At 73.7% G+C, this 23,329-nt stretch carries 23 protein-coding genes; 7 read left to right on the forward strand and 16 right to left on the reverse strand.

Annotated features, from left to right (window positions below; all coding sequences use genetic code 11):
- Positions 1–15: 15 nt before the first annotated feature.
- Positions 16–369, forward strand: coding sequence for a hypothetical protein (locus tag ACIO92_RS06905; protein WP_366441439.1), 354 nt, complete (start codon positions 16–18; stop codon positions 367–369).
- A 295-nt stretch (positions 370–664) separates the two neighbouring features.
- On the opposite strand, the gene ACIO92_RS06910 is transcribed toward ACIO92_RS06905, so the two are convergent.
- Both ACIO92_RS06910 and ACIO92_RS06915 read right to left on the reverse strand, forming a co-directional pair.
- Complete coding sequence (locus ACIO92_RS06910; RefSeq protein ID WP_366441440.1) at positions 665–982, reverse strand: hypothetical protein; 318 nt, start codon at positions 980–982, stop codon at positions 665–667.
- Positions 983–1,182: 200 nt separating this feature from the next.
- Positions 1,183–1,704: a DUF1203 domain-containing protein gene (locus tag ACIO92_RS06915; RefSeq protein WP_402279611.1), complete on the reverse strand. Its 522-nt coding sequence runs from the start codon at positions 1,702–1,704 to the stop codon at positions 1,183–1,185.
- 525 nt (positions 1,705–2,229) lie between these two features.
- Here ACIO92_RS06915 and ACIO92_RS06920 point away from each other — a divergent pair.
- Positions 2,230–2,691 carry a VOC family protein gene (locus tag ACIO92_RS06920; RefSeq protein WP_366441442.1) on the forward strand — a complete coding sequence of 154 codons (462 nt, stop codon included), beginning with the start codon at positions 2,230–2,232 and terminating at the stop codon, positions 2,689–2,691.
- Positions 2,692–2,803: 112 nt separating this feature from the next.
- On the opposite strand, the gene ACIO92_RS06925 is transcribed toward ACIO92_RS06920, so the two are convergent.
- A complete protein-coding gene (locus ACIO92_RS06925) occupies positions 2,804–3,241 on the reverse strand; it encodes a hypothetical protein (RefSeq protein WP_366441443.1) in 438 nt (145 codons plus the stop codon).
- Between the two features lie 346 nt (positions 3,242–3,587).
- Here ACIO92_RS06925 and ACIO92_RS06930 point away from each other — a divergent pair, with 346 nt between their 5' ends.
- Positions 3,588–3,911: a nuclear transport factor 2 family protein gene (locus ACIO92_RS06930; RefSeq protein ID WP_401235922.1), complete on the forward strand. Its 324-nt coding sequence runs from the start codon at positions 3,588–3,590 to the stop codon at positions 3,909–3,911.
- A 195-nt stretch (positions 3,912–4,106) separates the two neighbouring features.
- Here the strand turns inward: ACIO92_RS06930 and ACIO92_RS06935 are convergent, their stop codons facing one another.
- The 4 genes from ACIO92_RS06935 to ACIO92_RS06950 form a co-directional block, all read right to left on the reverse strand.
- On the reverse strand, positions 4,107–5,591 hold the full coding sequence (locus tag ACIO92_RS06935) for an oxygenase MpaB family protein (RefSeq protein WP_402279606.1): 1,485 nt from the start codon (positions 5,589–5,591) through the stop codon (positions 4,107–4,109).
- Positions 5,588–6,271 (reverse strand): polyprenyl diphosphate synthase, encoded by a 684-nt coding sequence (uppS, locus tag ACIO92_RS06940; RefSeq protein ID WP_401235954.1) that lies wholly within the window; start codon positions 6,269–6,271, stop codon positions 5,588–5,590. The genes ACIO92_RS06935 and uppS overlap by 4 nt, the downstream gene beginning before the upstream one ends.
- A 661-nt stretch (positions 6,272–6,932) precedes the next feature.
- On the reverse strand, positions 6,933–7,676 hold the full coding sequence (locus tag ACIO92_RS06945; protein WP_402279603.1) for an SDR family oxidoreductase: 744 nt from the start codon (positions 7,674–7,676) through the stop codon (positions 6,933–6,935).
- A 305-nt stretch (positions 7,677–7,981) separates the two neighbouring features.
- Entirely contained in the window at positions 7,982–8,983 is a 1,002-nt protein-coding gene (locus ACIO92_RS06950; RefSeq protein WP_401235916.1) for a Gfo/Idh/MocA family protein, read from the reverse strand.
- A gap of 83 nt (positions 8,984–9,066) precedes the next feature.
- Between ACIO92_RS06950 and ACIO92_RS06955 the strand changes: the two genes are divergently transcribed.
- Positions 9,067–10,473 carry a Bcr/CflA family multidrug efflux MFS transporter gene (locus tag ACIO92_RS06955; RefSeq protein WP_402279600.1) on the forward strand — a complete coding sequence of 469 codons (1,407 nt, stop codon included), beginning with the start codon at positions 9,067–9,069 and terminating at the stop codon, positions 10,471–10,473.
- A gap of 254 nt (positions 10,474–10,727) precedes the next feature.
- On the forward strand, positions 10,728–11,711 hold the full coding sequence (locus ACIO92_RS06960) for a small ribosomal subunit Rsm22 family protein (RefSeq protein ID WP_401235913.1): 984 nt from the start codon (positions 10,728–10,730) through the stop codon (positions 11,709–11,711).
- Positions 11,712–11,738: 27 nt separating this feature from the next.
- Here ACIO92_RS06960 and ACIO92_RS06965 read toward each other — a convergent pair whose 3' ends face one another.
- Together ACIO92_RS06965 and ddaH are read right to left on the reverse strand one after the other, a co-directional pair.
- Positions 11,739–12,377 carry a helix-turn-helix domain-containing protein gene (locus ACIO92_RS06965; protein WP_366441451.1) on the reverse strand — a complete coding sequence of 213 codons (639 nt, stop codon included), beginning with the start codon at positions 12,375–12,377 and terminating at the stop codon, positions 11,739–11,741.
- 121 nt (positions 12,378–12,498) lie between these two features.
- Positions 12,499–13,329, reverse strand: coding sequence for a dimethylargininase (ddaH, locus tag ACIO92_RS06970; RefSeq protein ID WP_366441452.1), 831 nt, complete (start codon positions 13,327–13,329; stop codon positions 12,499–12,501).
- Positions 13,330–13,798: 469 nt separating this feature from the next.
- Here ddaH and ACIO92_RS06975 point away from each other — a divergent pair, with 469 nt between their 5' ends.
- Positions 13,799–14,419: a TetR/AcrR family transcriptional regulator gene (locus ACIO92_RS06975; protein WP_366441453.1), complete on the forward strand. Its 621-nt coding sequence runs from the start codon at positions 13,799–13,801 to the stop codon at positions 14,417–14,419.
- 103 nt (positions 14,420–14,522) lie between these two features.
- Positions 14,523–15,302, forward strand: coding sequence for a bifunctional DNA primase/polymerase (locus tag ACIO92_RS06980; protein ID WP_366441454.1), 780 nt, complete (start codon positions 14,523–14,525; stop codon positions 15,300–15,302).
- An 86-nt stretch (positions 15,303–15,388) separates the two neighbouring features.
- Here the strand turns inward: ACIO92_RS06980 and ACIO92_RS06985 are convergent, their stop codons facing one another.
- From ACIO92_RS06985 to ACIO92_RS07015, 7 genes are all read right to left on the reverse strand, one after another.
- Positions 15,389–16,438 (reverse strand): hypothetical protein, encoded by a 1,050-nt coding sequence (locus ACIO92_RS06985; RefSeq protein WP_402279594.1) that lies wholly within the window; start codon positions 16,436–16,438, stop codon positions 15,389–15,391.
- Positions 16,395–17,276, reverse strand: coding sequence for an iron uptake transporter permease EfeU (gene efeU, locus ACIO92_RS06990; protein WP_402279591.1), 882 nt, complete (start codon positions 17,274–17,276; stop codon positions 16,395–16,397). Before efeU ends, ACIO92_RS06985 begins: the two co-directional genes overlap by 44 nt.
- Before the next feature lie 27 nt (positions 17,277–17,303).
- Complete coding sequence (efeB, locus tag ACIO92_RS06995; protein WP_402279588.1) at positions 17,304–18,575, reverse strand: iron uptake transporter deferrochelatase/peroxidase subunit; 1,272 nt, start codon at positions 18,573–18,575, stop codon at positions 17,304–17,306.
- A gap of 67 nt (positions 18,576–18,642) precedes the next feature.
- Entirely contained in the window at positions 18,643–19,800 is a 1,158-nt protein-coding gene (efeO, locus tag ACIO92_RS07000) for an iron uptake system protein EfeO (protein ID WP_366441458.1), read from the reverse strand.
- Between the two features lie 202 nt (positions 19,801–20,002).
- The gene (locus tag ACIO92_RS07005) at positions 20,003–21,043 is read right to left on the reverse strand and encodes a heme ABC transporter ATP-binding protein (RefSeq protein WP_402279585.1); all 1,041 of its coding nucleotides are present in this window, start codon (positions 21,041–21,043) and stop codon (positions 20,003–20,005) included.
- Positions 21,040–22,215: an iron ABC transporter permease gene (locus ACIO92_RS07010; protein ID WP_366441460.1), complete on the reverse strand. Its 1,176-nt coding sequence runs from the start codon at positions 22,213–22,215 to the stop codon at positions 21,040–21,042. Before ACIO92_RS07010 ends, ACIO92_RS07005 begins: the two co-directional genes overlap by 4 nt.
- Positions 22,212–23,282, reverse strand: coding sequence for an ABC transporter substrate-binding protein (locus ACIO92_RS07015; protein ID WP_366441461.1), 1,071 nt, complete (start codon positions 23,280–23,282; stop codon positions 22,212–22,214). The genes ACIO92_RS07010 and ACIO92_RS07015 overlap by 4 nt, the downstream gene beginning before the upstream one ends.
- Between the last annotated feature and the right edge of the window lie 47 nt (positions 23,283–23,329).

The raw sequence follows: 23,329 nt of genomic DNA on the forward strand, positions 1-23,329 counted from the left end.
GAGAGGGACACGCGTATGAGTGACGGCCGGATCTTCCGCGAGGCGTGGATCGACGGTGTGAACAAGCATTACCCCGGCGATCCCAAGCCCGGCTACGTCACGCCGTGGGACGACACGCCCGAGTGGGAGCGCGAAGCGGCTACCGCCGTGTACGGGCAGGTGCGCGACTTCATCGAGGTCAGCGGCGGGCACGCGGCCCGACTCACCCGCGAGCAGAAGGGCCGGTTCGTCGCGATCTGCTGGACCGCCCAGATGTTCAGGCACTTCGAAGACCCGAAGCCCGGATACGTTGCCGACTGGTCCGACCTGCCGGTCTGGCAGCGGGAGACGGACGCGGACATTTTCGAACGCATCGAGGGGACTGTCTGATCTCGGGAGCGACGACGTCCCCGTTCGGACCGATCCGGGCGGGGGCGTCCTGTTACGTAGCCATCGAAGTAGCCACGGAAACACCCTTCTTGTGCATTTGTGCAGTTCGTGGCGTTGCGGTGACTGTCCCCGGCGCGCAGCCCGACTCGTCTGCCAGTCAGGCCCCTGACCAGTGGATACACCGGTCAGGGGGCTTTCTTCATGGATTCGGGGTTCGGCTCGGCTCCGGTTCGTGCCGGTCCATGCCGGGGCGTGCCCTCCCTGGTGTAGCCATGGAAGCAGCCATGGAACCGTGTCAGCCGATGCTCTCGTAGGGGTTGCGGATCGTGTGGCGTGCGGCGGCCGTGGCCAGAACGTTCTGCGGGTAGCGGGGGCCAGGCACGTAGTGGCGCCCCTTGGTGTTGCCGACCGGGGCCAGCAGGTCCCTGCGCATCAGGTGTTGCATATCGCGCTGGGCCTGTTGCTCGCTGATTCCTTCCGCCCTCTCGTAGCGGGATCGGCGCACCCGGCCGGTTACGGCGACCTCGTGCAAGGCGGTGATCTGGCGTTCGGTGACGCCGAGCGTCTCGCGCTGCTCGTCGAGCTGAATCCAGCACTGGTTGGAACGGTTCACGCGGTGCCGGACGCTCTGGGTCTGTTCCCTGCGGCGCGGGAAGCGACTGGCCCTCATGTTCATGCGGGTCAGCGGCGATGGCGGGTGGATTTCCCCGGAGTGCAGCCCGACTCGTCTGCCGGTCAGACCCCTGACCAGAGGAAACGCAGGTCAGGGGGCTTTTCGTCAGCCTCGTGCCGGGGGCGATGTCAGGGGTGGTGTCAGGGGCGGCGTATCTCGAAGAGGAAGCAGCCGTGTTCCACCGCCCGTACGTGGACCAGGGTCGTCTCCGGGTTCTCGAAGGCTTCCGTGAGGGCTTCGTCCAGGGGCTTCGTGGTGTCGTCCGGGAGGTGGAGGAGACGGCCGCCGGTGATGCGGCCCGCCGTGTCGTAGCGGCGGAGGGTGCGGAGGGCGCCCGCGTGGGTGAAGGGGTACGTCCCCGAGGGGCGCGGGCCCTCGCAGGGGGCCGCGTGGACGAAGACCGGGCCCTGCTCGTCGTACGCCCCCGGTTCCGCGCCCGTCTCCGCCGCCCAGCGGCGCAGCGGGGCGTACGAGACGAGCGCGATCCGCTCGTCCCGCTCCGCGCGCCGCAGGCAGCAGCGCAGCGGCTCCCCGCCCTCGGGCGCGGTGTACGGCGCGCAGGGCCGCCCCGCGTCGTCGGACGTCCGCAGTTCGGCGAGGGCCCCGGCCGGGATCGGGCGGGCCGTGTACGTGGTGGTCAGGGGTGCGGTCTCGGTGCTCATGCCCTCAGGTTCCCGCCGTGCCGCTCCGTCCGCTGGCGTGATTCGGACCTCGCGCTCCGGCCGCCGCCCTTCCGCCGCGCGCAGCCGTTCCGTCAGGACCCGGGCGCGTTCGCGGAGTCCCGGCGGGTCCAGCACCTCGAAGTCGTGTCCGAGCGGCAGGACATGCAGTCGGTGGCCGTCGCCGACGCCCTGACCCAGTGCACCGCGTGCACCGGGTGCCCGAGGGGCCGGAGCCGTTCGACACCGCGCCGGACCGCGCGGGGGGGGGCGTCACCCCGAGCCGGTCGGCCGGTTCGGGGCCCGGCCGCGTGCGGCGCCCCTGGAGCAGCCCGGAGAGGGGAGTGCTCGCTCGGTCGTGCCCCGCCGTCGCCCGTTCCGTCCATGGGCGCGCCTCAGCAGAGACGTGGGGAAGGCGGACCGATTCTGCGCCTCTTCTGTCAGGGTGAGGTCAGGGACCCGGGCCGACCCCTCAGGGCCGCCCGTAGCCCCTCCTCGTACCCGCCCCGCCCCGAACGGAGCCCTCTGATGAGCCGCGCTTTCCAGGTCACCTTCGACGCCCACGACCCCCGGGCGCTGTCCTCCTTCTGGCGTGACGCGCTCGGTTACGTGCACCCCGGACCGCCCGGGGTGGAGCTGCCCGAGGGCGCCGACCCGCTCGCCGCCTGGGACGACTTCCTCGCCCGGATCGGCGTTCCGGAGGACCAGCGCAACACCCGGTCCGCCATCGAGGACCCGGACGGGCACGGCCCCCGGGTGTTCTTCCAGCGGGTGCCGGAGGACAAGGCCGCCAAGAACCGCGTCCACCTCGACGTCCGCGCGGCCCCCGGGCTCACCGGGGAGGCGCGGATGGCCGCCCTGGAGACCGAGTCCGAGCGGCTCGTCGGGCTGGGCGCCACCCGGGTGCGCCGTTTCGATCCCGCGCCCCCGATGAGCGCCGGATTCCTCGTGATGGCCGACCCCGAGGGCAACGAGTTCTGCCTCGACTGAGGCGGCTCCGGCGCCTCCGTACCGCTCGGGCTTCTCCGTCCCTTACGGGGGTCCCCTCTCCTTACGGGCCCCTTGTCCCTTACGGGGACCCGTAAGCCCCTACGGGTTTCTCTCAGGCCAGGACCTCGACCGTCCACCGGGCGTCGCGGTCGTCCGTGCGGACGAAGATCCGCTTGGGCCGTGCGGACCGGTCCTCGAACAGGTCGCGGCCGAGGGCCAGACCGTTCTGGTCGATCGTGTACGTCCCGTCCCGCAGGCCGCTCAGCGAGGTGATCGTGGTGGCGCCGCCCTCGGCGTCCACCCGCTGGATGCGCCAGACCGAGGCGGGGGAGTCGTCGGGGCGGACGGCGACGGGCGCGCGTTCGGTGCCCTCCGTGACGACCGTGCCCTCCGTGCCCTTCGCGGTGAGGCGGAAACCGCCGTCCTCCGAAGTGACCAGCCACTCCACCGCGCGGGACGGATCGTCGGGGCAGGCGATGAGGGCCTCGCCGTCCACCCCGACCGGGGCGCCCTTCGCGTACAGCTTGACGATCTTGCCGGGTTTCGGCATCTCTCCTCCTGGATCCATGGGGCCGATACCCGCACCCTGCCCCCGAGGGCTCGCCGAAGGGCTGGTGAACACACAGGTCATAGGCTGTGTGGCGCTGAGAAGTCGCCGGAGAGGGGACGGCTCCGCGCGCCTCGCGGCAGCATCGGGGACCGGGGACCGGACCAGTTGCCGGAGCCGGAATCCGGGCATGAACCAGGGCGAAGGGGGATGCTGCCCCTGCACCCCGCTGGTGCCGACGACCCGGTCGGCACCGGTGCCGCCGCCATGTCGGTCATCCGGGGCAGCCCGCCGGGGCCGCTCGGCGCGTGTCGCGCGTCCGGGGTCCGGCGCGGTGTACGGCTGGGGCATGACCCTCTCCGTGGACCAGCTCAGCGATCCCGCCGTACGCGCCTTCGTCACGGCCCTCAACGCCAACGACCGCGCGGCCTTCCGGGGCGCCCTGGCGCCCGGCGCGACCATGTCCGACGACGGGTCCGACCGGGACCTGGCGGAGTGGACGGAGCGGGAGGTGTTCTCCTCGGGCGGGCACATGGAGATCGAGTCCGAGGCGGACGGCGGCCTGGAACTCGTCGCCCTCTACCGCAACGACACCTGGGGCGAGATGCGGACCAGCTGGCGCTTCACCGTCACCGACGGCGCCGTCGCCCGCTTCGAGACGGGCCAGGCCTGACGGACCGGTGACCCCGGCCGCCGGGAGACGAAGGGCCGGGAGCGAAGGGCCGGGAGACGAAGGACCGGACGTGCCGGGCGCGTCGGACCCCGGACGTCGTACCCGTAGCCCCCGGCCCGGCGCGGGGACCCGAAGCACCCGACCCGGAGCAAGGCCCCGTCCCGACACTCCCGTCCCCCTGCCCGTCCTGCCCGGCTACCCGTCCGCGAGCATCGGGTCGTACGTCGTGGTCCGGCGGCGCGCGGACATGAAGGACAGGAAGTCGCGGACGAAGGCGGCGCGCGTGTACGTGCCCCGGGCGGCGGAGTCGTCGCGGTGGAACGCGGTACGGAACAGCGTCCGGTACTCGTCCGCGTCGATGGTCCCGTCACCGTTCGCGTCGGTCACGTCGAAGAGGACCTCGGCGACCCGGACGAGCGCGGGCCCCGCGAGCGACGGCACGGCCCCGGCGTACTCCCCGGCACTGATCCGCCCGTCGCCGTTCGTGTCGAGGGCCGTCTGGAGTTCGCGCCACCAGTCGGCGAAGGCCTGGTAGAGCCGGGTCTCCTCGGGCTCGTCCAGATCGAGCCGGGTGGCCAGTTCGCGGGCCATCGCGGCGAGGTCGGGCCAGTCGAGGTACCCGTCGCCCGTCTGGTCGAGGACCTCCCGGAAGAACTCCTCCGCCGAACGCCGTACCCCTTCCTCGGCCCGCGCGGACCCACCCGCCGCCGGGCCCGGCCCCGGCTCTCCGCCCGCCGGGGCGAAGGGGGCGGCGAGCCGGATCAGGGCCCCGGCCCGCTTCACCCGCTCGTGCAGACCGGTGACGGCCCGGACCCGGGGGTCGTCGCTCTCCGGCGACAGCGAGAGCAGCTCGATGACCGCCTCGGCGCGCAGCCAGCCGTCCGGCAGGAAGCGGGCGAGCCCGGCGGCGACGTAGGCGCCCTGCATCAGGGTCCGTGCGCCGGGCGTCTCCGGCAGCCCGGCGCGCCGCCGGTACGACTCCGGCAGGGAGGCGACGGTGAGCGTGCCGATGACCGGCCCGACGAGCGACCGGCCCGCCGCCCAGAGCGTCGGCATCCCGCTGAGCAGCGCCGGTACGGGAAGGTGGTCGAAGAGCCGGTACAGGATGACGCGGGCCGCCTCGGTGTCCTCCAGCACCTCCTCCACGGTCCGGTCGAAGTACGGCCAGAAGTCGTGGAGTTCCTCCGGCAGGTGCCCGGCGCCGTCGCCCATCGCGGAGTGGAAGGCCAGGAACTCGGCGTACAGGCGCTCCATGGTCTCCTGCGCCATCGGCTGGCCGCTCATCCGGAACATGGTGACGGCGCTCTCGAACAGCGTCGCCGTCACCCACGCCCGCGCGCCCGGGTCCATGGCGTCGTACGGGCGGTCCCGGGCGTCGCTCCCGGCCATCCGGGCGTGCAGCCGGTTGAGCCGCGCTGCCTCCCGCCGCCGCACCTCCTCCTCGGCGCCGAACATCCGCCGCATACTCAGGAAGGTGTTCCGCAGACGGCGCCAAGGATGGGCCACGAAGGTCGAGTTGTCGGTCAGGGCCGCGCCGATCTGCGGGTGGGCCGCCTCCAGGACGGTCGCGCGGACCATCGCCAGCGCCCACCGGGGATCGTCGAACATCGTGTCGAACAGCGAGCCCGGCCCGAACAGGGGCGGCCCGTCCGCGTGGGCTTCGGTACGGGTCTGCGTCATTCGGTCTCCGTTCGTCGGGACGGGACACCGCCGAAGCGGCGCTCCCGTCGCGCGTAGGTGTGCAGGCACTCGGCGAAGTGCGCCGCGCGGAAGTCCGGCCACAGCACCTGCGGGAAGAGCCATTCCGCGTAGGCGACCTGCCAGAGCATGAAGTTCGAGATGCGCTGCTCGCCGGAGGTACGGATCACCAGATCCACGTCCGGGGTGTCGGGGAAGGGCAGATGGGCCGCGAACAGATCCTCGGTCAGGGCGTCGGCCGGTGTCCCGCTGCGGATCAGCGAGCGGGCCGCCTCGACGATGTCCCGCCGTCCGCCGTGGTCGAAGGCGACGGTCAGCGTCATGCCCCGGTTGGCTCCGGTCAGCGTCTCCAAGTCGTGGAAGTCACGGGCCAGTTCACGCGGGACGCGGGGGTCCGTCACCCCGAGGAACCGGCATCGGACACCGCGCGCGAGCAGCAGCGGCGCGTGTCTGCGGACCGCCCGGCGCACCAGGCGCATCAGTTGGTCCACCTCGTCCTCGGGGCGGGTCCAGTTCTCGGTGGAGAAGGCGAACAGGCTCAGCCACCCGACACCGGCGGACCTGGCCGCCTCGACGACGTCGATGACCGTGGTCTCGGCCGCCCGGTGGCCCTCGGTGCGGGGCAGCGAACGGCGGGCCGCCCAGCGCCCGTTGCCGTCCATCACACAGGCCACGTGCCGGGGTGCGGCGCGCGGCCCCCGGCCGTCCGCCCGCTCCGCCGCCCCGACGCGCCCGTACGCGCCGCCGTGTTCCGTCATGACCGCCCCCCGCCCCTCGTGCGCCCCCACCCGGACGGGATTGTGGCAGCGCGGGACGGTCGCGGGGGCGTGCGGCAATGAGCTTCACCCTTGGCGCGTACGTCCGGTTGAGGGGGGTCCCGTGAGGTGAGGCCTCGGAACCTCGATGTGATTCCTGGTCACGCAGTGCTCGGGTCGAATGGAGCCATCCCGCCACCGGCGACTCGGAGCACGCACGGCGGCGGCCCCGGGGCGCGGGGGCCCGGGGCCCGGGGCCCGGCGGGGGTCCGTCCGGTCCCGCCGGTGCGTTCGGTGCGGCCGGTCCCGCCGGTGCGACCGGTCAGCCTGGCCCGGCTATCGAGCCGGTCCCGGTCCGGCCCCGGTCCCGGTCCGGCCCCGGCCTGGCCCCGGCGGGTGGGGCGAGACCCGAGAGGCTCGTCATGGCCCCATGGCCCCATGGCCCCATGGCCCCATGGCCCCATGGCCCCATGGCCCCATGGCCCCATGGCCCCATGGCCCCATGGCCCCATGGCCCCCTGGCCCCATGGCCCCCTGGCCGTCTCCCGGCCCCGTCCCGACCGGCGGGCTAGCCGCGCCCGATGTACGGCATCCCCGTCGCCATCACCGTCGCGAACTGCACGTTCGCCTCCAAGGGCAGGGCCGCCATGTGCACCACCGTCGCCGCCACGTCCGCCGCGTCCATCACGGGCTCCGGCGCGAGCCGCCCGTCGGCCTGGAGGATGCCGGTCTGCATACGGGCCGTCATCTCCGTCGCCGCGTTCCCGATGTCCAGCTGGCCGCAGGCGATCCGGTACGGGCGCCCGTCGAGGGACAGGGACTTGGTGAGACCCGTCATCGCGTGCTTCGTCGCCGTGTACGCGATCGAGTGCGGGCGCGGCGCATGGGCCGAGACGGAGCCGTTGTTGATGATCCGGCCGCCCTGCGGGTCCTGCTCCTTCATGAGCCGGAAGGCGGCCTGGGCGCAGAGGAACGCGCCCGTCAGATTGACGTCCACGACCGTCCGCCAGGTGTCCGGGTCGAGGTCCTCGACCGGGACGCCGCCGCCCGCGAACGTACCGGCGTTGTTGAAGAGCAGGTCCACGCGCGCGTACCGGTCCCGTACCGCAGCGAACAGGTCCGCGACCCGTTCCGGAGAGGTCACGTCCGTCGGCATGACCAGGAAGTCGCCGTCCGGAGCGGCTGCGGCCGTCTCCTCCAGGGCCTCCGCCCGGCGCCCCGCGAGGGCCACCGACCACCCGGCCGAGGCCAGGGCGAGCGCCACGCTCCGGCCGATCCCCGACCCCGCTCCCGTCACCACTGCGATGCTCATGGCCGGGCAGCGTACGCGAGACGCACGTCGAGTGGAATCACCATTCCGACAGGCGGATGTCCGGAGCCCGGCGGCGAGCGGGCCCCCTTGGCGGGGTGCGCGGGGTGCGGGGGAGCGCACGGGACCTACGGGCTGTACGTGCCCCTACGGGCACGGCCCCTCGCAGGTCCACGCCCCCCTACGGGTACGGGCCCACGGCGTCCACCAAAGGTCCGGCCGGTCCCTCAGGGGTCGCCGGGTCTCCTACCGGCCTCGAGCCCCCACGGGCAAGCCCCCACGAGCAAGCCCCCACGGGCTCCCAACCCCTAAAGCCCTCCCGCGTCCTCCTGCGGATAGCGGACGCCGATGCGGGTGCGGATCGCGTCGAGGGTCCGCATCACCGCGAGGGAGCCGTCGAGCGGGACGAGCGGGGACTCCGTCTCGCCCGCGCGCAGACAGCGCATCACCTCGGCCGCCTCGTGCCGCAGGGAGTGCGGGTCGTCGCCGGACACGAACTCCTCCGGTTCGTGGCCGTGCCTGCGCAGGGTGAAGCGCTCCGGGTAGAAGAAGCCGCGCGGGACGTCGATCCGGCCCAGCGAGCCCGTCACCGACGCCGTCAGCGGGGTGTCCGCCACGATCGAGCAGGACAGCAGCGCGGAGGCGCCGGTGTCCGCCCAGCCGAGGAGCGCGCCCGTGTTCAGGTCGACGCCCTCGGGGGAGAGCAGCGCGTGGGCGTGGACCGTGTCCGGCTCGCCCAGGAGCAGCTGCGCGAACGACACCGGGTACACCCCGAGGTCCAGCAGCGCCCCGCCGCCCACGGCCGGGTCCCGCAGCCGGTGGTCCGGGGCGAACGGGCCCGCGAGCCCGAAGTCCGCCTGCACCGTCCTGACCTCGCCGATCGCCCCGTCACGGACCAGTTCCGCGAGGCGGCGGACCAGCGGGCTGCAGTACATCCACATGGCCTCCATCAGGAAGACGCCCCGCTCACGGGAGAGCGCGACGAGCTCCGCCGCCTCGCGGGCGTTCAGGGTGAGGGCCTTCTCGCACAGGACCGCCCGGCCGGCCGTGAGGGCGCGGCCCGCGGCCTCCCGGTGCGCGTGATGGGGGGTGGCCACGTAGACCACGTCCACGTCGTCGTCGGCGAAGAGCCCTTCCCAATCGCCGTACGCCCGGGGGATGCCGAACCGGTCGGCGAAGGACTTCGCCGAAGCCCCGGTACGGGACGCCACGGCGACGACCTCCGCGCCGTCGAGCGCCAGCAGGTCGGAGGTGAACCGTTCCGCTATGCCGCCCGTCGCCAGGATTCCCCAGCGAACTGTCTTCCCCATGTTCCCCACCCGTCCCGCAGAGTTCCCGACCATGCCGGTCGAGCTGAGAGCATAGGCAAGGATTCAACGAATGGGAGCTGTCGATGCCGGAGAGCGGTCAGAACACGACGCCGGGACACATAGCCACCGCCGCCCCGGCCCCCGGAAGCCCCGGAGGCGAGGCGGCCGAAGCGCCGGGGACCACCGCGACCGGCGGGACAGCCGGGACCACCACGACAGCCGCGGCCACCGCGACGACCGGGGCCCCCGTCCCGATCGCCCCCACCGCCGCCCGCCGGACCGGCCTCCTCGTCACCCTCGTCCTGGGCGGGCTCACCGCCCTCCCGCCGCTCTCCATGGACATGTACCTCCCGGCGCTCCCGGAGGTCACCGGCGCGCTGGGAGCCCCCGCCGCCACCGTGCAGCTCACCCTCACCGCCTGCCTCGCGGGCATGGCCCTCGGACAGCTCGTCGTCGGCCCCATGAGCGACAGGTGGGGGCGCCGCCGCCCGCTGCTCATCGGCATGGTCGTGTACGTCCTCGCCACCGCCGTCTGCGCCCTCGCGCCCACCGCCGAGCTCCTCATCGGCTTCCGGCTGCTCCAGGGCCTCGCGGGCGCCGCGGGCATCGTCATCGCCCGAGCGGTCGTCCGCGACCTCTACGACGGCGTGGAGATGGCCCGCTTCTTCTCCACCCTGATGCTGATCTCCGGGGTCGCCCCGATCATCGCGCCGCTCATCGGCGGCCAGATCCTGCGGATCACCGACTGGCGGGGCGTCTTCCACGTCCTCACCGTGATCGGCGTCCTCCTCACCTTCGTCGTCTGGCGCTTCCTCGGCGAGACGCTGCCGCCGGAGCGCAGGCACGAGGGAGGCGTGGGCGAGGCCCTGCGCACCATGAAGGGGCTCCTCGCCGACCGGGTCTTCACCGGGTACATGCTGACCGGCGGGTTCGCCTTCGCGGCGCTCTTCGCGTACATCTCGGCCTCGCCGTTCGTCGTCCAGGAGATCTACGGTGCCTCGCCGCAGACCTTCAGCCTCCTCTTCGGCCTCAACTCCATCGGGCTCGTCGCCGTCGGCCAGGTCAACGGAAAGCTGCTGGTCGGCCGGGTCAGCCTCGACAAGGCCCTCGGCTGGGGCCTCGGCATCATCCTGCTCGCCGGAATCGCGCTGCTCCTGATGACCAGCGGAGTCTTCGGCGAGGTCGGGCTCGTACCGGTGGCCGCCGGACTCTTCGTCCTGATGTCCGCGATGGGCCTCGCCATGCCGAACACCAACGCCCAGGCCCTGATGCGCACCCCGCACGCCGCCGGGTCCGCCTCCGCCCTGCTGGGCACCACGTCCTTCCTCGTCGGCGCGGTGGCCTCGCCGCTGGTCGGCATCGCGGGCGAGCACACCGCCGTCCCGATGGCCGTCGTCCAGCTGAGCTGCGGCGTCCTCGCCCTCGCCTGCTTCCTGGGCCTGTGCCAGCCGTGGCGGACGGCCCGCACGAAGACCGCGACGGGGGCATAGGCCCCGGACGGGGGCGGCCTCCCGCTCCCACGGCCCGGCCTCCCGGCCGCTTCCGCCCTCTCCCCGGATGCCTCGGCCGCCCGGCCGCCCGGCCGCTCCCGTCCCACGGCCCGACCTCCCGGCCCACCCGCCGTCCTCATGCGCGCCCCCGCGTGAGGGCCCCCGCGTGAGGGCCCCCGCGTGAGGGCCCCGCCCCTGCGCGACCCCGAGCCACCCCCGCCCTCCACCCCACCGGCCCCGCCTAGACTGTCTCGGTGAACGTCTCCGCCCCCTCCGCCGACTCCCTGCGCGCCGCCCTCGCCGGGCTCCTTGACGGGCTGCCGCCCAACCGGGCCGCCCAGGCCGTCGAGCGGCTGATCGCCAACTACCGGGGCACCACCCCGACGGACGTCCCCGTGCTGCGCGACCGCTCCGACGTCGCCGCCTACGCCGCCTACCGGATGCCGGCGACCTTCGAGGCGGTACGCGGCGCCCTCGGCGCCCTGCGCGGGGCCGCGCCCGACTGGGAACCCCGTACCCACACCGATGTCGGCGGCGGCACGGGCGCGGCGAGCTGGGCCGTCGCCGAGGCGTGGGGGGAGCGTCCGCCGCGCACCACCGTCCTCGACTGGGCCGAACCCGCCCTGGCGCTCGGCCGTGAACTCGCGGCCGGTGCCCTGGACGCCGAGTGGCGCACCGCCCGGATCGGCGGCGCGCTCCGCCTGGCGGACACGGACCTCGTCACCGTCTCGTACGTCCTCAAGGAACTCACCCCCGCCGACCGGACGGCGCTGGTGACCGAGGCGGCGCGGGCGGCCGGGACCGTGGTGGTCGTCGAGCCCGGCACCCCCGACGGGTACGAGCGGATCATCGCGGCCCGCACCCTCCTCGTCGACGCCGGGTTCACCGTCGCCGCGCCCTGCCCGCACAGCGGGGCCTGCCCGATCGAGCCCGGCACGGACTGGTGCCACTTCGCGGCCCGGGTCAGCCGGTCCTCGCTGCACCGGCAGGTGAAGGGCGGCTCGCTGCCGTACGAGGACGAGAAGTACGCGTACGTGGCGGCGACCCGGTTCCCGGTGACGCCCGCCGTCTCCCGTGTCACCCGCAGGCCGCAGATCCGCAAGGGCCTGGTCCTGCTCGAACTGTGCGGCCCGGACGGCCTCGCCCGCGAGACGGTGACCAAGCGCCACGGCCCGCTCTACAAGCAGGCCAGGGACACCGAGTGGGGCGACGTGTGGCCGCCGGAGGACATGGACTGAACCCGCCGCCCGGTTCACGGCCGGGGCTCACCCCTCGGCGGTGAGTTCCAGGCAGGCGGGGAGGGCGCGGAAGACGCGTCCGACGTCCCGCAGCAGGGCCCGCGGGCCGCCCCGGCCGCCGGTGCCGACCCAGTCGCGTGCGGCGATGTCCCAGCCGGTGGCCGTGAGTTCCGCGAGGACCCGGGGCCTGAGGTCGTCCGGCGGCAGCCCGAGGGCGGCGGTCAGCAGGTCCCCGGTCCGCCGGGCGCCCCCGGCCCGGTGGAGCGCCAGGGGGGCGAGCAGCGCGGGTTCCCCGAGGGCGAGCCGCCGGGTGGCCGCGTACCGTCCGGTCCACTCCGGGCCGAGCGCGGTGACCGTTCCGCACAGGGTCTCCCGGAGTTCCCCGAGGACCGGGCCGGACAGGGCGCGGCGGCCGAGGGCGGCGGCGAAGGCCGACCACAGCTCGGCCTCGGCCTCGGTGGCGGCGGCCTCCTTCGTGGGGAAGGTGCGGAAGAAGGTGCTCTTCGAGACCTCCACGGCGTCCACCAGATCGTCCACCGTCGTCGCGTCGAGTCCGCGCTCGGCGAAGAGGCGCAGCGCGGTGTCGGCGAGGGCGCGGCGGGTGCGGAGCTTCTTCCGCTCCCGGAGCGGCAGCGGGCGGGCGTCGGCGGGGACGGGGGGAACCATGGCCGCACCCTATCCGCGAAGAACACCCTTTCCACCCCTCTGACCTGGGTAGTTGCCCGCGCGGGGAGGGGCAGGTCCGGCCGTCCCCGTGAGGGCGGCCGTCCCCGCGCGGGCGGGTGTCCTACGGGCGCAGCTCCTGGGTGCAGCACTTCACGCTGCCGCCGCCCTTGAGGAGTTCGCCGAGGTCCATCCCCAGGGGTTCGAAGCCGCGTCGGCGCAGTGGCTCGAAGAGGCCCACGGCCGCCTGCGGCAGCAGTACGTGACGGCCGTCGCTCACCGCGTTGAGCCCGAGGGCCGCCGCGTCCTCGGCCGACGCGACCAGCGCGTCCGGGAAGAGCCGGGCGAGCACCGCGCGGCTGCCGGGCGAGAAGGCGTCCGGGTAGTACATGACCTCGTCCGCCGCGTCGTCCAGGACGCACAGCGCGGTGTCCAGGTGGTAGTAGCGCGGGTCCACGAGGTCCAGTCCGACGACCGGGCGGCCGAAGAACTCCTGCGCCTCGCCCTGGGCGAGCGGACTGGACCGGAAGCCGCGCCCGGCCAGGATCCAGGAGGCGGTGACGGCGAAGTCGCCCTCGCCCTCGTTGACGTGCTCCGGGACCCGTACGGCGTCGTCGGCCCAGCCGTTCCCGTGGAACCACGCCAGGTGCCGGGCGGCCTCCGCCTCGCGCTCGGGGTGGGCGAACCGGGCGCCCAGCACCCGGCCCCCGACGACCGTGGCGCCGTTGGCGGCGAAGACCATGTCCGGCAGGGCGGGATCGGGCGCGAGCAGCTCGACGGTGTGGCCGAGTGCCCGGTAGCGGTCGCGCAGGTCCTCCCACTGGGTGAGGGCGAGCGGCAGGTCGACCGGTTTCGTGGGGTCCATCCAGGGGTTGATGGAGTACGTCACCGTGAAGTGCGCGGGTGGGCACATCAGGTAACGGCGGGGCGAGGGCACGCGCGGGGTGGTGCGCAAGGAGGGCTCCTCACGGACGGGCGGACGGAAGGGCCGGTGGGCGGAGGTTCCGCCGGATCGGTGGACCCCATGGTCCGCCTTCGGAGCCGCGCGCGCTGTGGACCGTTCGGGTGGTTCACCCCCACCCGGCCCCGTAGGGGACCGGGTGCCTCCGCCCGCACGGGACAGGGCGGCCCGCGCTCGTACGGGACCGAGTCCCCCCGACCCTCACGGGACGGACCGAGCCGCCCACGTCCGGCAGGGGGGACCCGCTCCGCCCGTACGGCGACGGCCCACCGCCCGTGAGACGGGTCACCCCACCCGTAGGGGTCGGCCCTGCCCCTACGGGGTCCCTCCCACCCCCACGGGATTCCCCCGCCCCTACGGGGTCCCTCCCGCCCCCACGGGATTCCCCCGCCCCTACGGATCCCCCGCCCACCCGAAGCCATCACGCGAGACGGCGCGTCTCGTCCGCTGGTAGATTGGCTTCATGTCCGACACCAAGGCCCCCGACGCCTCACGCCGCAGCGAGCGTTCCCGACGTGCCATCTTCGACGCCGCCCTCGCGCTCGTCTCCGAGAGCGGCTACGCGAAGACCACCGTCGAGGGCATCGCCGCCCGCGCGGGCGTCGGCAAGCAGACCATCTACCGCTGGTGGCCCTCCAGGGCGGCCGTGCTCCTCGACGCCTTCCTCGACCTCCAGGACCGGGCGGCCGAGGCCCACGGCGGCGACGCCGGGAGCGGCATCCCCGACACCGGGGACCTCGCCGCCGACCTCCGGTACGTGCTGCGCGCCACCGTCGACGAGCTGAACGACCCCGCCGTCGACGGCCCCACCCGCGCCCTCGCCGCCGAGGGGATCGTCGACCCCGAGCTGGGCGCCCGCTTCACCGAAGCCCTGCTCGAACCCCAGCTCCAGCACTACGTCCGCCGTCTGGAGGCCGCGCGGGCCGCCGGTGAGATCGACCCGGACGTGGACCCGCGCACCGCCCTCGAACTCCTCGTCGGCCCGCTCCACCACCGGTGGCTCCACCGCACCCTGCCGCTGACCCACGCCTACGCCGACTCCCTCGTGGACCTCGCCCTGCGCGGCCTCGCGCCCAGGCCCTGACGCGTCTCGCGGTACCCCGGTTCCGCACTCCGGTCACCCGGGGCGCAGGATGGTGGGACCATGGGCAGAGCCGAACGGGCGAGCATGAGGTGTGAGGGGATAGATGGGCGACGGCATCGGCCGCTACCGCGGCACGGAGAGCAAACTCGCACAGTGGCTGCGCAGGCGCCCCGGACGCACCGCGGCCGACGACGGGAACGACCGCGAGAAGCTGCTCCTGGCCGTCGCCGCCGCGGGGATGCCCCTGGCCCCCGCCGCGTACCCCGTCGGCTACAGCTGTTCCTGTGAGCGGATCGGCTGTCCCACCCCCGCCCGGCACCCCGTCTCCTTCGCCTGGCAGACGCAGTCGACCACCGACCGCGCCCAGATCGAGCGCTGGGCGCGCAACGAGCCCGAGGCGAACTTCATCACCGCCACCGGCATGGTCCACGACGTCCTCGACGTGCCCCTCGCCGCGGGCCGCGCCGCCCTGGAGCGACTGCTCGCCGAGGGCGTCGAGGTCGGCCCGGTCGCCGAGTCCGCCGACCTCGACACCGTCGGCGGCCGGATGCTCTTCTTCACCGCGACCCGGGGCACCCCCGAGGACGAGGACGAGTGGTGGCCGTGCGAGCTGGACTGTCATCCGGAGACCATGGACGAGCATCCGGGACTCCGCTGGCACTGCCGGGGCAGTTACGTGCTCCTGCCCCCGGCCCGCCTCCCCGGTGACGAGAGCGCCCACCCGGTCGTCGCCTGGCTCCGGGGCCCCGAGCACCCGCTGCCCGACCCGCTGAACCTCCTGGAGACCCTCCAGGACTTCTGCGCCCGCCATGTCGCCGAGCGCGAGGCGGACGGTGACGGCGAGCACTCCGACCACGAGATCGCCTGGCCGCTGACCCGCTGACCCGTTGATCCACACCGGCCCCACCCGGCGCGCACGGTTCGCGCACGGTTCGTCCACGGCCCGTCCGGTGGACGGCGACCGTCGCGCTACGAGCCCTGCGCCCCCACCACGCCCTGGAGCCGGGCGAGGACCGTGACCCCGTCGTCTTTCCGGCCCGTGCCGCCCGCCGGACGCACCAGGGCCACCTGGTCGGAGACCCACTCCTTGGTGACGGTGTTCTTGACCTGGCCGGTCAGCAGCGCCTTGACGTCGGGATCGACCTTCGGCCGGTAGCCCGGCGCCGCCGTCTGCCGCTCGAAGGACCGGGTGGAGAAGAAGACGAACGCGCCGCCGTCCTTCGTCCGCAGCCCGAACGGGGCGAAGTCGCCCCGGTCCGTGGCCTGGTCCAGGTACTGGGTGACGAGCCCCGGCCGCTGGGCCGCGCCCTGCCGCCGCTCCCGCAGCAGGGACGTGTGGGGCCCGGCGGCGAACGGCCCCGGACCGCCCTTCCGGAGGGCGGCGACGTACTCCTCGCCGAGCTTCCCCGGCGCGACCGCCAGACCGTCGGCGTCCGCCGCGACCGGCACCGCGAACCCGCCCTCCTCGGCGAACACGGGCACCTGGGACGACCCGAGGATCACCAGATGCGCGGCCTCCCACGGCTGCCGGGGCCCGTCGCGCACGAAGAGCAGCAGCCAGCGCTGGTCGCCCGCGCCCCGGTCGACGTCCACATCGGGATCGGTGTCCGCGACGAACCAGCGCGGCCAGCCCGCCTTGCGGGGCAGGACGAACCGCGCGTCCGTCAGTTCCAGGGGCCGGTGGCCCGTGTTCCCGCCCGGCTGGGTGGCCGCCCGCGCGCGCAGCCCCGCCTGGTTGATCTCCCCGAGCGGACCGGTGACCCGGCTCGCGGACAGGGCGGGGTCGTTGGCCTTGTCGGCCCGGTTGTAGGCCGCGGTGAAATCGGCGAGGGCCCGCGCCGCCTCGGCCTCCGTCGCCGGGGGCAGCAGCGCCAGCTCACCGTGGACGGTGACGCAGCCGCCCGCCGTCAGAGCCAGGACGACGGCCGTGGCCGCCGCGCCCAGGAGCCGTGTGTGCCGCCGCGCCGACGACCGCTCACGCGCTCGTTCCGGCGTTCGCCCCAGCCTCAGCCGTCTCATCGGTCGCCTTCTGCTTCTTCACCCGCGCGGACGGACCCGACCCTATCGGGGCGAGGAACAGCGCGAGCGTCGGGACCAGATACAGCGCCCACACCGTGACCTGGAGGACCGTCGGGTCCGGCTGGAAGTTGAACACGCCCTTCAGGAGCGTGCCGTACCAGCTGTCCGGCGGGATCGTCGCCGAGACGTCGAAGGCCCTGTCCGCGAGACCGCCGAGGAAACGTGCCTCCTGGAGGTCGTGGACGCCGTACGCGAGGACGCCCGCCGCCACCACGACCAGCATCCCGCCGGTCCAGGTGAAGAACTTCGCCAGGTTGATCCGCAGCGCGCCCCGGTAGAACAGCCAGCCGAGCAGCACCGCCGTGAGCAGGCCCAGGAGCACCCCGGCCAGCGGCGCGTAGGTGCCGTCGGAGGAGGCCCGTACCGACGCCCACACGAAGAGCGCCGTCTCCAGGCCCTCGCGGCCCACCGCGAGGAAGGCGGTGGCGACCAGCGCGCCCGTGCCCATCTGCAGGGCCGCGTCCAGCCTTCCGTGCAGCTCCGACCTCAGGTGCCGGGCCGTGCGCCGCATCCAGAAGACCATCCAGGTCACCAGGACGACGGCGACGATCGACAGCGAGCCGCCGAGCAGTTCCTGCGCCTCGAACGTCAGCTCCTGGGAGCCGAATTCGAGACCCGCGCCGAAGGCGAGGGCCACGGCGACGGCCACCCCGATGCCGATCCAGATCGGCTTCAGGGCGTCCCGGCGGCCGGTCTTCACCAGATAGGCGATGAGGATGCAGACGACCAGGCTGGCTTCGAGGCCCTCGCGCAGGCCGATCAGATAGTTACCGAACACGTCGGTGCTCCTTCTCCGTCAGCTCCGTCAGGAGAACAGCGCCCGGCCCCACCAGTCGTCCTTGTCCCGGACGCCCGGCGGGACCGCGAACAGCGCGGAACCCACGTGCTGGATGTATTCGTTGAGGGCGTCCGCGCGGGCCAGCGAGGTCTGCACGGGGATGAAACCGGTCCGGACGTCCTTCTGGTACGCCAGGAAGAACAGGCCCGCGTCCAGGCGCCCGAGACCGTCCGTGCCGTCCGTGAAGGAGTAGCCGCGCCGCAGGATCGTCGCCCCGGCGTTGGTGTCGGGGTGCGCCAGCCGGACGTGCGAGTCCGGCTTCAGCGCCTTCAGGAACGGCTCGTCGTGCTCCTTGGCCTTGCCGACGGCCGCGCCCTCCTTCTTGTCGCGGCCGAAGACGTCCTCCTGCTCGACGAGCGAGGTGCGGTCCCAGGTCTCGATGTGCATCCGGATGCGGCGGGCCACCAGGTACGAGCCGCCGTCCATCCAGGCGGCACCGCCCCGGGCGTCCTCGCCGGAGACCCAGACGTGCTCGTCGAGCCGTCCGGTCTCGGTGCCCGCGATGTTCCGGGTGCCGTCCTTGAAGCCGAAGAGGTTGCGGGGGGTCTGGGCGTCCGGGGTCGTCGAGGACGTCTTGCCGAAGCCGAGCTGCGACCAGCGCACGGCGACCTTGCCGAAGCCGATCCTGGCCAGGTTGCGGATGGCGTGCACGGCGACCTGCGGGTCGTCCGCACAGGCCTGGACGCAGAGGTCGCCGCCGCTGCGGGCCGGGTCGAGGTTGTCACCGGGGAACCGGGGCAGTTCCACCAGGGCGGCGGGACGGCGGTCCTCCAGACCGAAGCGCCCGTCGAAGAGCGAGGGCCCGAAGCCGAGGGTGAGGGTGAGCCGGGACGGCTTGAGGCCGAGGGCCTCGCCGGTGTCGTCCGGGGGAGCCTCCGGCAGCCCGCCGTACGCCCCCTCTCCGACCTCGGCACCGGCCGTCATCCGCTCGGCGGCCCGGGTCCAGTCCTTGAGGAGCCGGACGAGTTCCGCGCGGTCCTCCGTCGTCACGTCGAAGGAGGCGAAGTGCAGCCGGTCCTGGACGGCGGTGGCGATGCCCGCCTGGTGCGCCCCGTGGAACGGCACGGCCGCGCCGCTGTCGGCCACCGGGGCCCGGGTGTCCCCGCGGTGGACCAGGGCGGCGGCGCCCCCGGCCGCGGCGGCACCGAGCGCGAGCCCCGCACCGCCCCAGCCGATGACACTGCGGCGGGAGGGCGCGGGAGCCCCGGCCGCCTCCGGTGCGTCCGTCTCGTCTGCCATGCCCGCCGTCCCCGCCATGTCCGCCGTCCCCGCCATGTCCGCGTTCCCGTCCCTGCCGACCCGGCGACTACTTGACGACGGCGGCGGCGAGCTTGGAGAGCGGCTCGGCGAGGGCGTTGACGCCGTCGGACAGCTCCTTGCGTTCGGCCTTGCCGACCTTGTCGTACGAGGTGAAGTCGTAACCGCTCTTGTCGGCGCGGTACTTGTCGAGGAGCGTGTTCAGCGCGGCGAACTGCTTGTCGAGTTCGGCGACGAGCTCCGGGTCGTTCTTCTGAGCGACCGGCTTGAGCAGGTCGAAGGACTTCTGCGCACCCTCGACGTTCGCCTTGAAGTCGACGAGGTCGGTGTGCGAGTAGCGCTCCTCCTCGCCGGTGACCTTGCCGCTGGCGACCTCGTCCAGGAGCTCCTTGGCGCCGTTGGCCATGGAGGTCGGGGTGATCTCGGCCTTGCCGACCCGCTTCACCCAGTCCGCGAGGTCCTTGTCGAGGGTGTCGGCGAGGCCCTTCTCGGCGGTGCCGATCTTCTTGTCGTGCCAGAGCGCCTTCTCCAGGCGGTGCCAGCCGGTCCAGTCCTTCGCCGGGTCCTGGCCCTCCTCCAGACCGTCCTCGCGGACGTCGACCTTGGGGTCGATGTCGCCGAAGGACTCCGCGACCGGCTCGGTGCGCTCCCAGCCGATGCGGGACTCGGCGTAGGCCTTCTTCGCGGCCTCGACGTCACCGGCGCGGACGGCGTCGGTGAAGACCTTCGCCTTGGGGAGGGTCGCCTCGGCCTGGGCCTGCACGTACTGGCGGTAGGCGGCGACGGCCGCGTCCATCTCGGGGGAGCGCTCGGGGCCCTTGGCGCCGCCGCCGGTGGCCCTGACCTGCTGGCGGATGCCGTCGCCCTTCATGCCGGGCTTGCAGGCGATCTCGTAGTCGCCGGCCTTGATCTCGGCGGTCAGGCCCGCCTTGGTGCCGGGGCCTATGTTCTCGCGCTCGGTGACGATCCGGTCGTCCGGGTAGAGGACGTAGACCTCGGTGACCTTGGAGCCGCGGTTCTCCACGTTCAGCTTCACGTGCCCGGCCGGGAACTCCTTCTTCGAGACCTCGCAGGAGTCGTCCTTGGCGACGACGGTGATCGTGCCGTCGCCCGCCTCCGCGCCGCTCTTCTGGGTGCAGCCCGTGACGGCGGCCAGAGCCGCCGCGGTCGCGGCGGCGGTGACGACGGAGAGGCGGACGGCTCGCATGGGGACTCCAGGAACACGGGACGGCTGAGGCGGACCTAACTTAACCGAGGCTTACCTCAGCCATACCCGCCCGTCCAGTGATTCACCTCTCAGCTCCGACAGACCGGACACGAGGGGATAACGAGGGTTCCACGGGGTCTTCATGGCAAGGTCAAGGGACGGTCAAGGGTGGGCGCATTGCTGGGTATTGTCCTGATTCCGATTACTCGGAAGTACGTTTCGGTACGACGAGCGGAACGCCGGTCCCCGGGTGCGGGAACACCTCCACCGGCTGCCGGTACACCCGGCTCAACAGCTCCGCGTCCAGCACCTCCGACGGGGGGCCCTCGGCAGTGATCCGGCCGCCGTGCAGCACCCCGATCCGGTCCGCGTGCGCCGCCGCGAGCCCGAGGTCGTGCAGTACGACCACCACCGCGTCCCCGGCCGCCGCCCGCTCCCGGCAGACCCGCAGGACCAGTTCCTGGTGCCGCAGGTCCAGGGCCGCGGTCGGCTCGTCGAGCAGCAGCAGACCGGTCCGCTGGGCGAGGACCCGGGCCAGCGCGACCCGCGCCCGCTCGCCGCCGGAGAGCCCGGAGAAGGGCCGCCCGGCGAACTCCTCGACCTCGGTGGCCGCCATCGCCGCGGCGACGGCCGCCTCGTCCTCGTCCTCCCGCTCGGTGCCCGCCCAGGGCGCCCGGCCCATCCGTACGACCTCGCCGACCGGGAACGGGAAGGCGAGCGCCGCGGACTGCGGCAGCACCGAGCGCCGCAGGGCCAGTTCGCCGGGGGACCAGTCGCCCGCGGGGCGGCCCCCGATCCGTATCTCCCCGGAGGCGGGGGCGATGTCGGCGGCCAGCGCGCCGAGCAGGGTCGACTTCCCGGCCCCGTTCGGGCCCACCAGGGCCAGCACCTCCCCGGCCCGCACCCGGACGCCGACCCCGTCGAGCACCGCCCGCCGCCCGAGCGAGACCCGCAGGCCGACCGCCTCGGCGACCACCTCGCCGGGAGCGGCGGGGGAGGGCAGCGCACGCGTGCGCCGCTCGGGAAGCAGGGCGCGCAGCCGTACGGCCGCCAGGGAGGCCACTGATGCCTTGGACGCCTTGGACGCCTTGGGCGTCATGGATGCCCGGGGCGTCACGGCCGTCACAGATGCCTCGGCCGCGCCGGTCGCCCCGGATGCCTCGGGCACCTCGTCCACCTCGTCCACCTTGTCCACCTCAGCCGTACCGGCCGCACCGGTCGTCCTGGATGCTGCGGATGTCATGCCCAACCACCTTGCCTGCGACGGGTCCTGCGCAGCAGCCAGAAGAAGAACGGGCTGCCGATGAGGGCGGTGAGGACGCCCAGGGGGAGTTCGGCCGGAGCCGCGACCGTACGGGCCGCGAGGTCGCCGGCGGTGAGGACGACCGCCCCGCCGAGCGCGCTGCCCGGCACCAGGAAGCGGTGCCCGGGGCCGTTCGCCATCCGCAGCAGGTGCGGGACGAGCAGCCCGACGAAGGTGATGATCCCGGCCACCGCGACCGCCGCCGCCGTGAGCAGCGCGACCACCAGGATCAGCGCGATCCGCAGCCGCTCCACGTCCACGCCCAGGTGCCGGGCGGGCCGTTCGCCGAGGGCGAGCAGGTCGAGCCTGCGGGCGTAGAAGGGGGCGACGGCCAGACCGAGGAGGGCGCACGGCAGTACGGCGAGGACCTTGGGCCAGGTGGCCTGGGCGAGCGAACCGAGCTGCCAGAAGGTGATCTGGGTGACCTGCGCGTTGTCGGCGAAGAAGATGAAGAGGCCGATGAGGGCGCCCGCGAAGGCGTTGACCGCGATGCCGGTGAGGATCAGCGTCACGACTTCCGTACGGCCGCCGGAACGGGAGAGCGCGTACACCAGGAGCACGGTCGCGAGCCCGGCGACGAAGGCGCAGAAGGACACCGTCCAGTTGCCGAGGAAGGTGAGTCCGAGCGAGATGGCGCCGACCGCGCCGACGGCCGCGCCCGCCGAGATGCCGATGACGCCCGGCTCGGCCAGCGGATTGCCGAACACGCCCTGCATGAGGGCGCCCGCGCAGCCGAGCGAGGCACCGACGAGGACGGCGAGGACGACCCGGGGGAGCCGGATGTTCCACAGGACGCTCTCGGCGGTCCGGTCGAGCGCCTGCCCGCCGAGCCCGATCCGGTGCTGGACGGAGGACAGGACGTCGCCGAGCGGGATCTCGTACGCCCCGATCCCGGCGGAGAGCAGGGCAAGCAGCAGCAGGACGCCGAGCAGACCGACGGTGAGGAGGGGCGTGGTGCGGCGGGCGGCGCGGCTCCCGGGGGCGGGTCCGGCGGCCTTCGCCGCGGCCGGTGCGGGGGCGGGGTCCGCGGCCTTCGCCGCGGCCGTTCCGGGGGCCGCCCCCGGCGGGGGCGCCGTCCCGGGTTCCGGCGGGGTCTCCTGGAGCGCGGTCACTTGCCCTCCCCGTACAACTGGGCGACCAGGGACTTCAGGACCCGGTCCGTGCGCGGGCCGTAGTTGAGGAGGACGCCGTCGTCGACGCTGACGACCCGGCGGTCCGCCCCGGCGGGGGTCTCGGCGATGCCGGGGATCTTCACCAGGCCGTCGACCCCGCCGACGGAGCCGAGGCCCTTGCTCATGACGAGGATCGCGTCGGGCGCGGCCTTCGCCAGGGCTTCGCTGGTGATGGCGGTGAAGTCCTTGGTCAGACCGGACTCCTTGCCCGCGTCGACCGCCCCGGCGGCCTCCAGGAGGGAGCTCGCGCCGGACTCGGCCCCGCCGAGGAGGTAGACGGCGGCCGAGCCCCGGAGGTACAGGAACGCCACCCGGGGGTGCTCGGCGCGGGCCGGGATCCCCTTCCGCACGGCGTCGATCCGCTCCTGGGTGCGCTTCTTCAGCGTCTCGCCGGAGCCGGGCACGCCGAGGGCGGCGGCGACCGCGCCGATCCGGGTGCCGACGTCCGCGAGCCCCTTGGCGGGGGCCACGACGACGAGCGGGACGCCCGCGTCCCGGATCTGGGCGATGGCCTCGGCCGGTCCCGTGGTGCCCTCGGCGATGACCAGGGTGGGCCGCAGCGAGAGCACGCTCTCGGCGGAGACGTCATGGGCCCGGGTCACCACCGGGAGCCCGTCGGCCTGTTCGAAGGTCGCGGTGACGTCCTTGGCGACGACGTGCCCGCCGAGGCCGAGGGTGAAGACGATCTCGCTGAGGGAGCCGCTGAGCGGGACGACCCGCTCGGTGGACGTGACGGTGACCCTGCGGCCGTCGGCGGAAGGGACGGTGACGGGGAGTCGGGGCGTGGCCGGGTCGGCGATCGGCTCGACCCGGTCAGGGCCGGTGGAAGCCGGACCGGACGCACTTGCTCCGGTTCCGTTTCCCGCTCCGTCCGGGCCTGCTCGGTCGCTCCCTCCGCCACAGCCTGTTGCCGCGAGGGCAAGCGCGAGCACTGCTGTCAGTGCTCCCGCGAGGCGAGTTCTGCGCACCGGACACCGTCCTGTCTTCGTTCCGCTTCGTAGGTCCATGAGCTTGACCGCCCCGGAGGGCTCCCCCCTGGGCCGGATGTAGCTTA

It is taken from the genome of Streptomyces sp. NPDC087215 (assembly GCF_044744885.1).
GTDB lineage: Bacteria > Actinomycetota > Actinomycetes > Streptomycetales > Streptomycetaceae > Streptomyces.

Excerpts from the sequence above, each read along its gene's own strand:
- ACIO92_RS06980 (WP_366441454.1), top strand. The coding sequence starts at position 14,523 with ATGGGCGACGGCATCGGCCGCTACCGCGGCACGGAGAGCAAACTCGCA.
- efeB (WP_402279588.1), bottom strand. The coding sequence starts at position 18,575 with ATGGCAGACGAGACGGACGCACCGGAGGCGGCCGGGGCTCCCGCGCCC.
- ACIO92_RS06905 (WP_366441439.1), top strand. The coding sequence starts at position 16 with ATGAGTGACGGCCGGATCTTCCGCGAGGCGTGGATCGACGGTGTGAAC.
- ACIO92_RS06985 (WP_402279594.1), bottom strand. The coding sequence starts at position 16,438 with ATGAGACGGCTGAGGCTGGGGCGAACGCCGGAACGAGCGCGTGAGCGG.
- ACIO92_RS07015 (WP_366441461.1), bottom strand. The coding sequence starts at position 23,282 with ATGGACCTACGAAGCGGAACGAAGACAGGACGGTGTCCGGTGCGCAGA.
- ACIO92_RS06975 (WP_366441453.1), top strand. The coding sequence starts at position 13,799 with ATGTCCGACACCAAGGCCCCCGACGCCTCACGCCGCAGCGAGCGTTCC.
- efeO (WP_366441458.1), bottom strand. The coding sequence starts at position 19,800 with ATGCGAGCCGTCCGCCTCTCCGTCGTCACCGCCGCCGCGACCGCGGCG.
- ACIO92_RS06925 (WP_366441443.1), bottom strand. The coding sequence starts at position 3,241 with ATGCCGAAACCCGGCAAGATCGTCAAGCTGTACGCGAAGGGCGCCCCG.
- ACIO92_RS06935 (WP_402279606.1), bottom strand. The coding sequence starts at position 5,591 with ATGACGCAGACCCGTACCGAAGCCCACGCGGACGGGCCGCCCCTGTTC.
- ACIO92_RS06955 (WP_402279600.1), top strand. The coding sequence starts at position 9,067 with ATGCCGGAGAGCGGTCAGAACACGACGCCGGGACACATAGCCACCGCC.
- ACIO92_RS06915 (WP_402279611.1), bottom strand. The coding sequence starts at position 1,704 with ATGAGCACCGAGACCGCACCCCTGACCACCACGTACACGGCCCGCCCG.
- ACIO92_RS06945 (WP_402279603.1), bottom strand. The coding sequence starts at position 7,676 with ATGAGCATCGCAGTGGTGACGGGAGCGGGGTCGGGGATCGGCCGGAGC.
- ACIO92_RS06930 (WP_401235922.1), top strand. The coding sequence starts at position 3,588 with ATGACCCTCTCCGTGGACCAGCTCAGCGATCCCGCCGTACGCGCCTTC.
- ACIO92_RS06950 (WP_401235916.1), bottom strand. The coding sequence starts at position 8,983 with ATGGGGAAGACAGTTCGCTGGGGAATCCTGGCGACGGGCGGCATAGCG.
- uppS (WP_401235954.1), bottom strand. The coding sequence starts at position 6,271 with ATGGACGGCAACGGGCGCTGGGCGGCCCGCCGTTCGCTGCCCCGCACC.
- ACIO92_RS06965 (WP_366441451.1), bottom strand. The coding sequence starts at position 12,377 with ATGGTTCCCCCCGTCCCCGCCGACGCCCGCCCGCTGCCGCTCCGGGAG.
- ACIO92_RS06920 (WP_366441442.1), top strand. The coding sequence starts at position 2,230 with ATGAGCCGCGCTTTCCAGGTCACCTTCGACGCCCACGACCCCCGGGCG.
- ACIO92_RS07005 (WP_402279585.1), bottom strand. The coding sequence starts at position 21,043 with ATGACATCCGCAGCATCCAGGACGACCGGTGCGGCCGGTACGGCTGAG.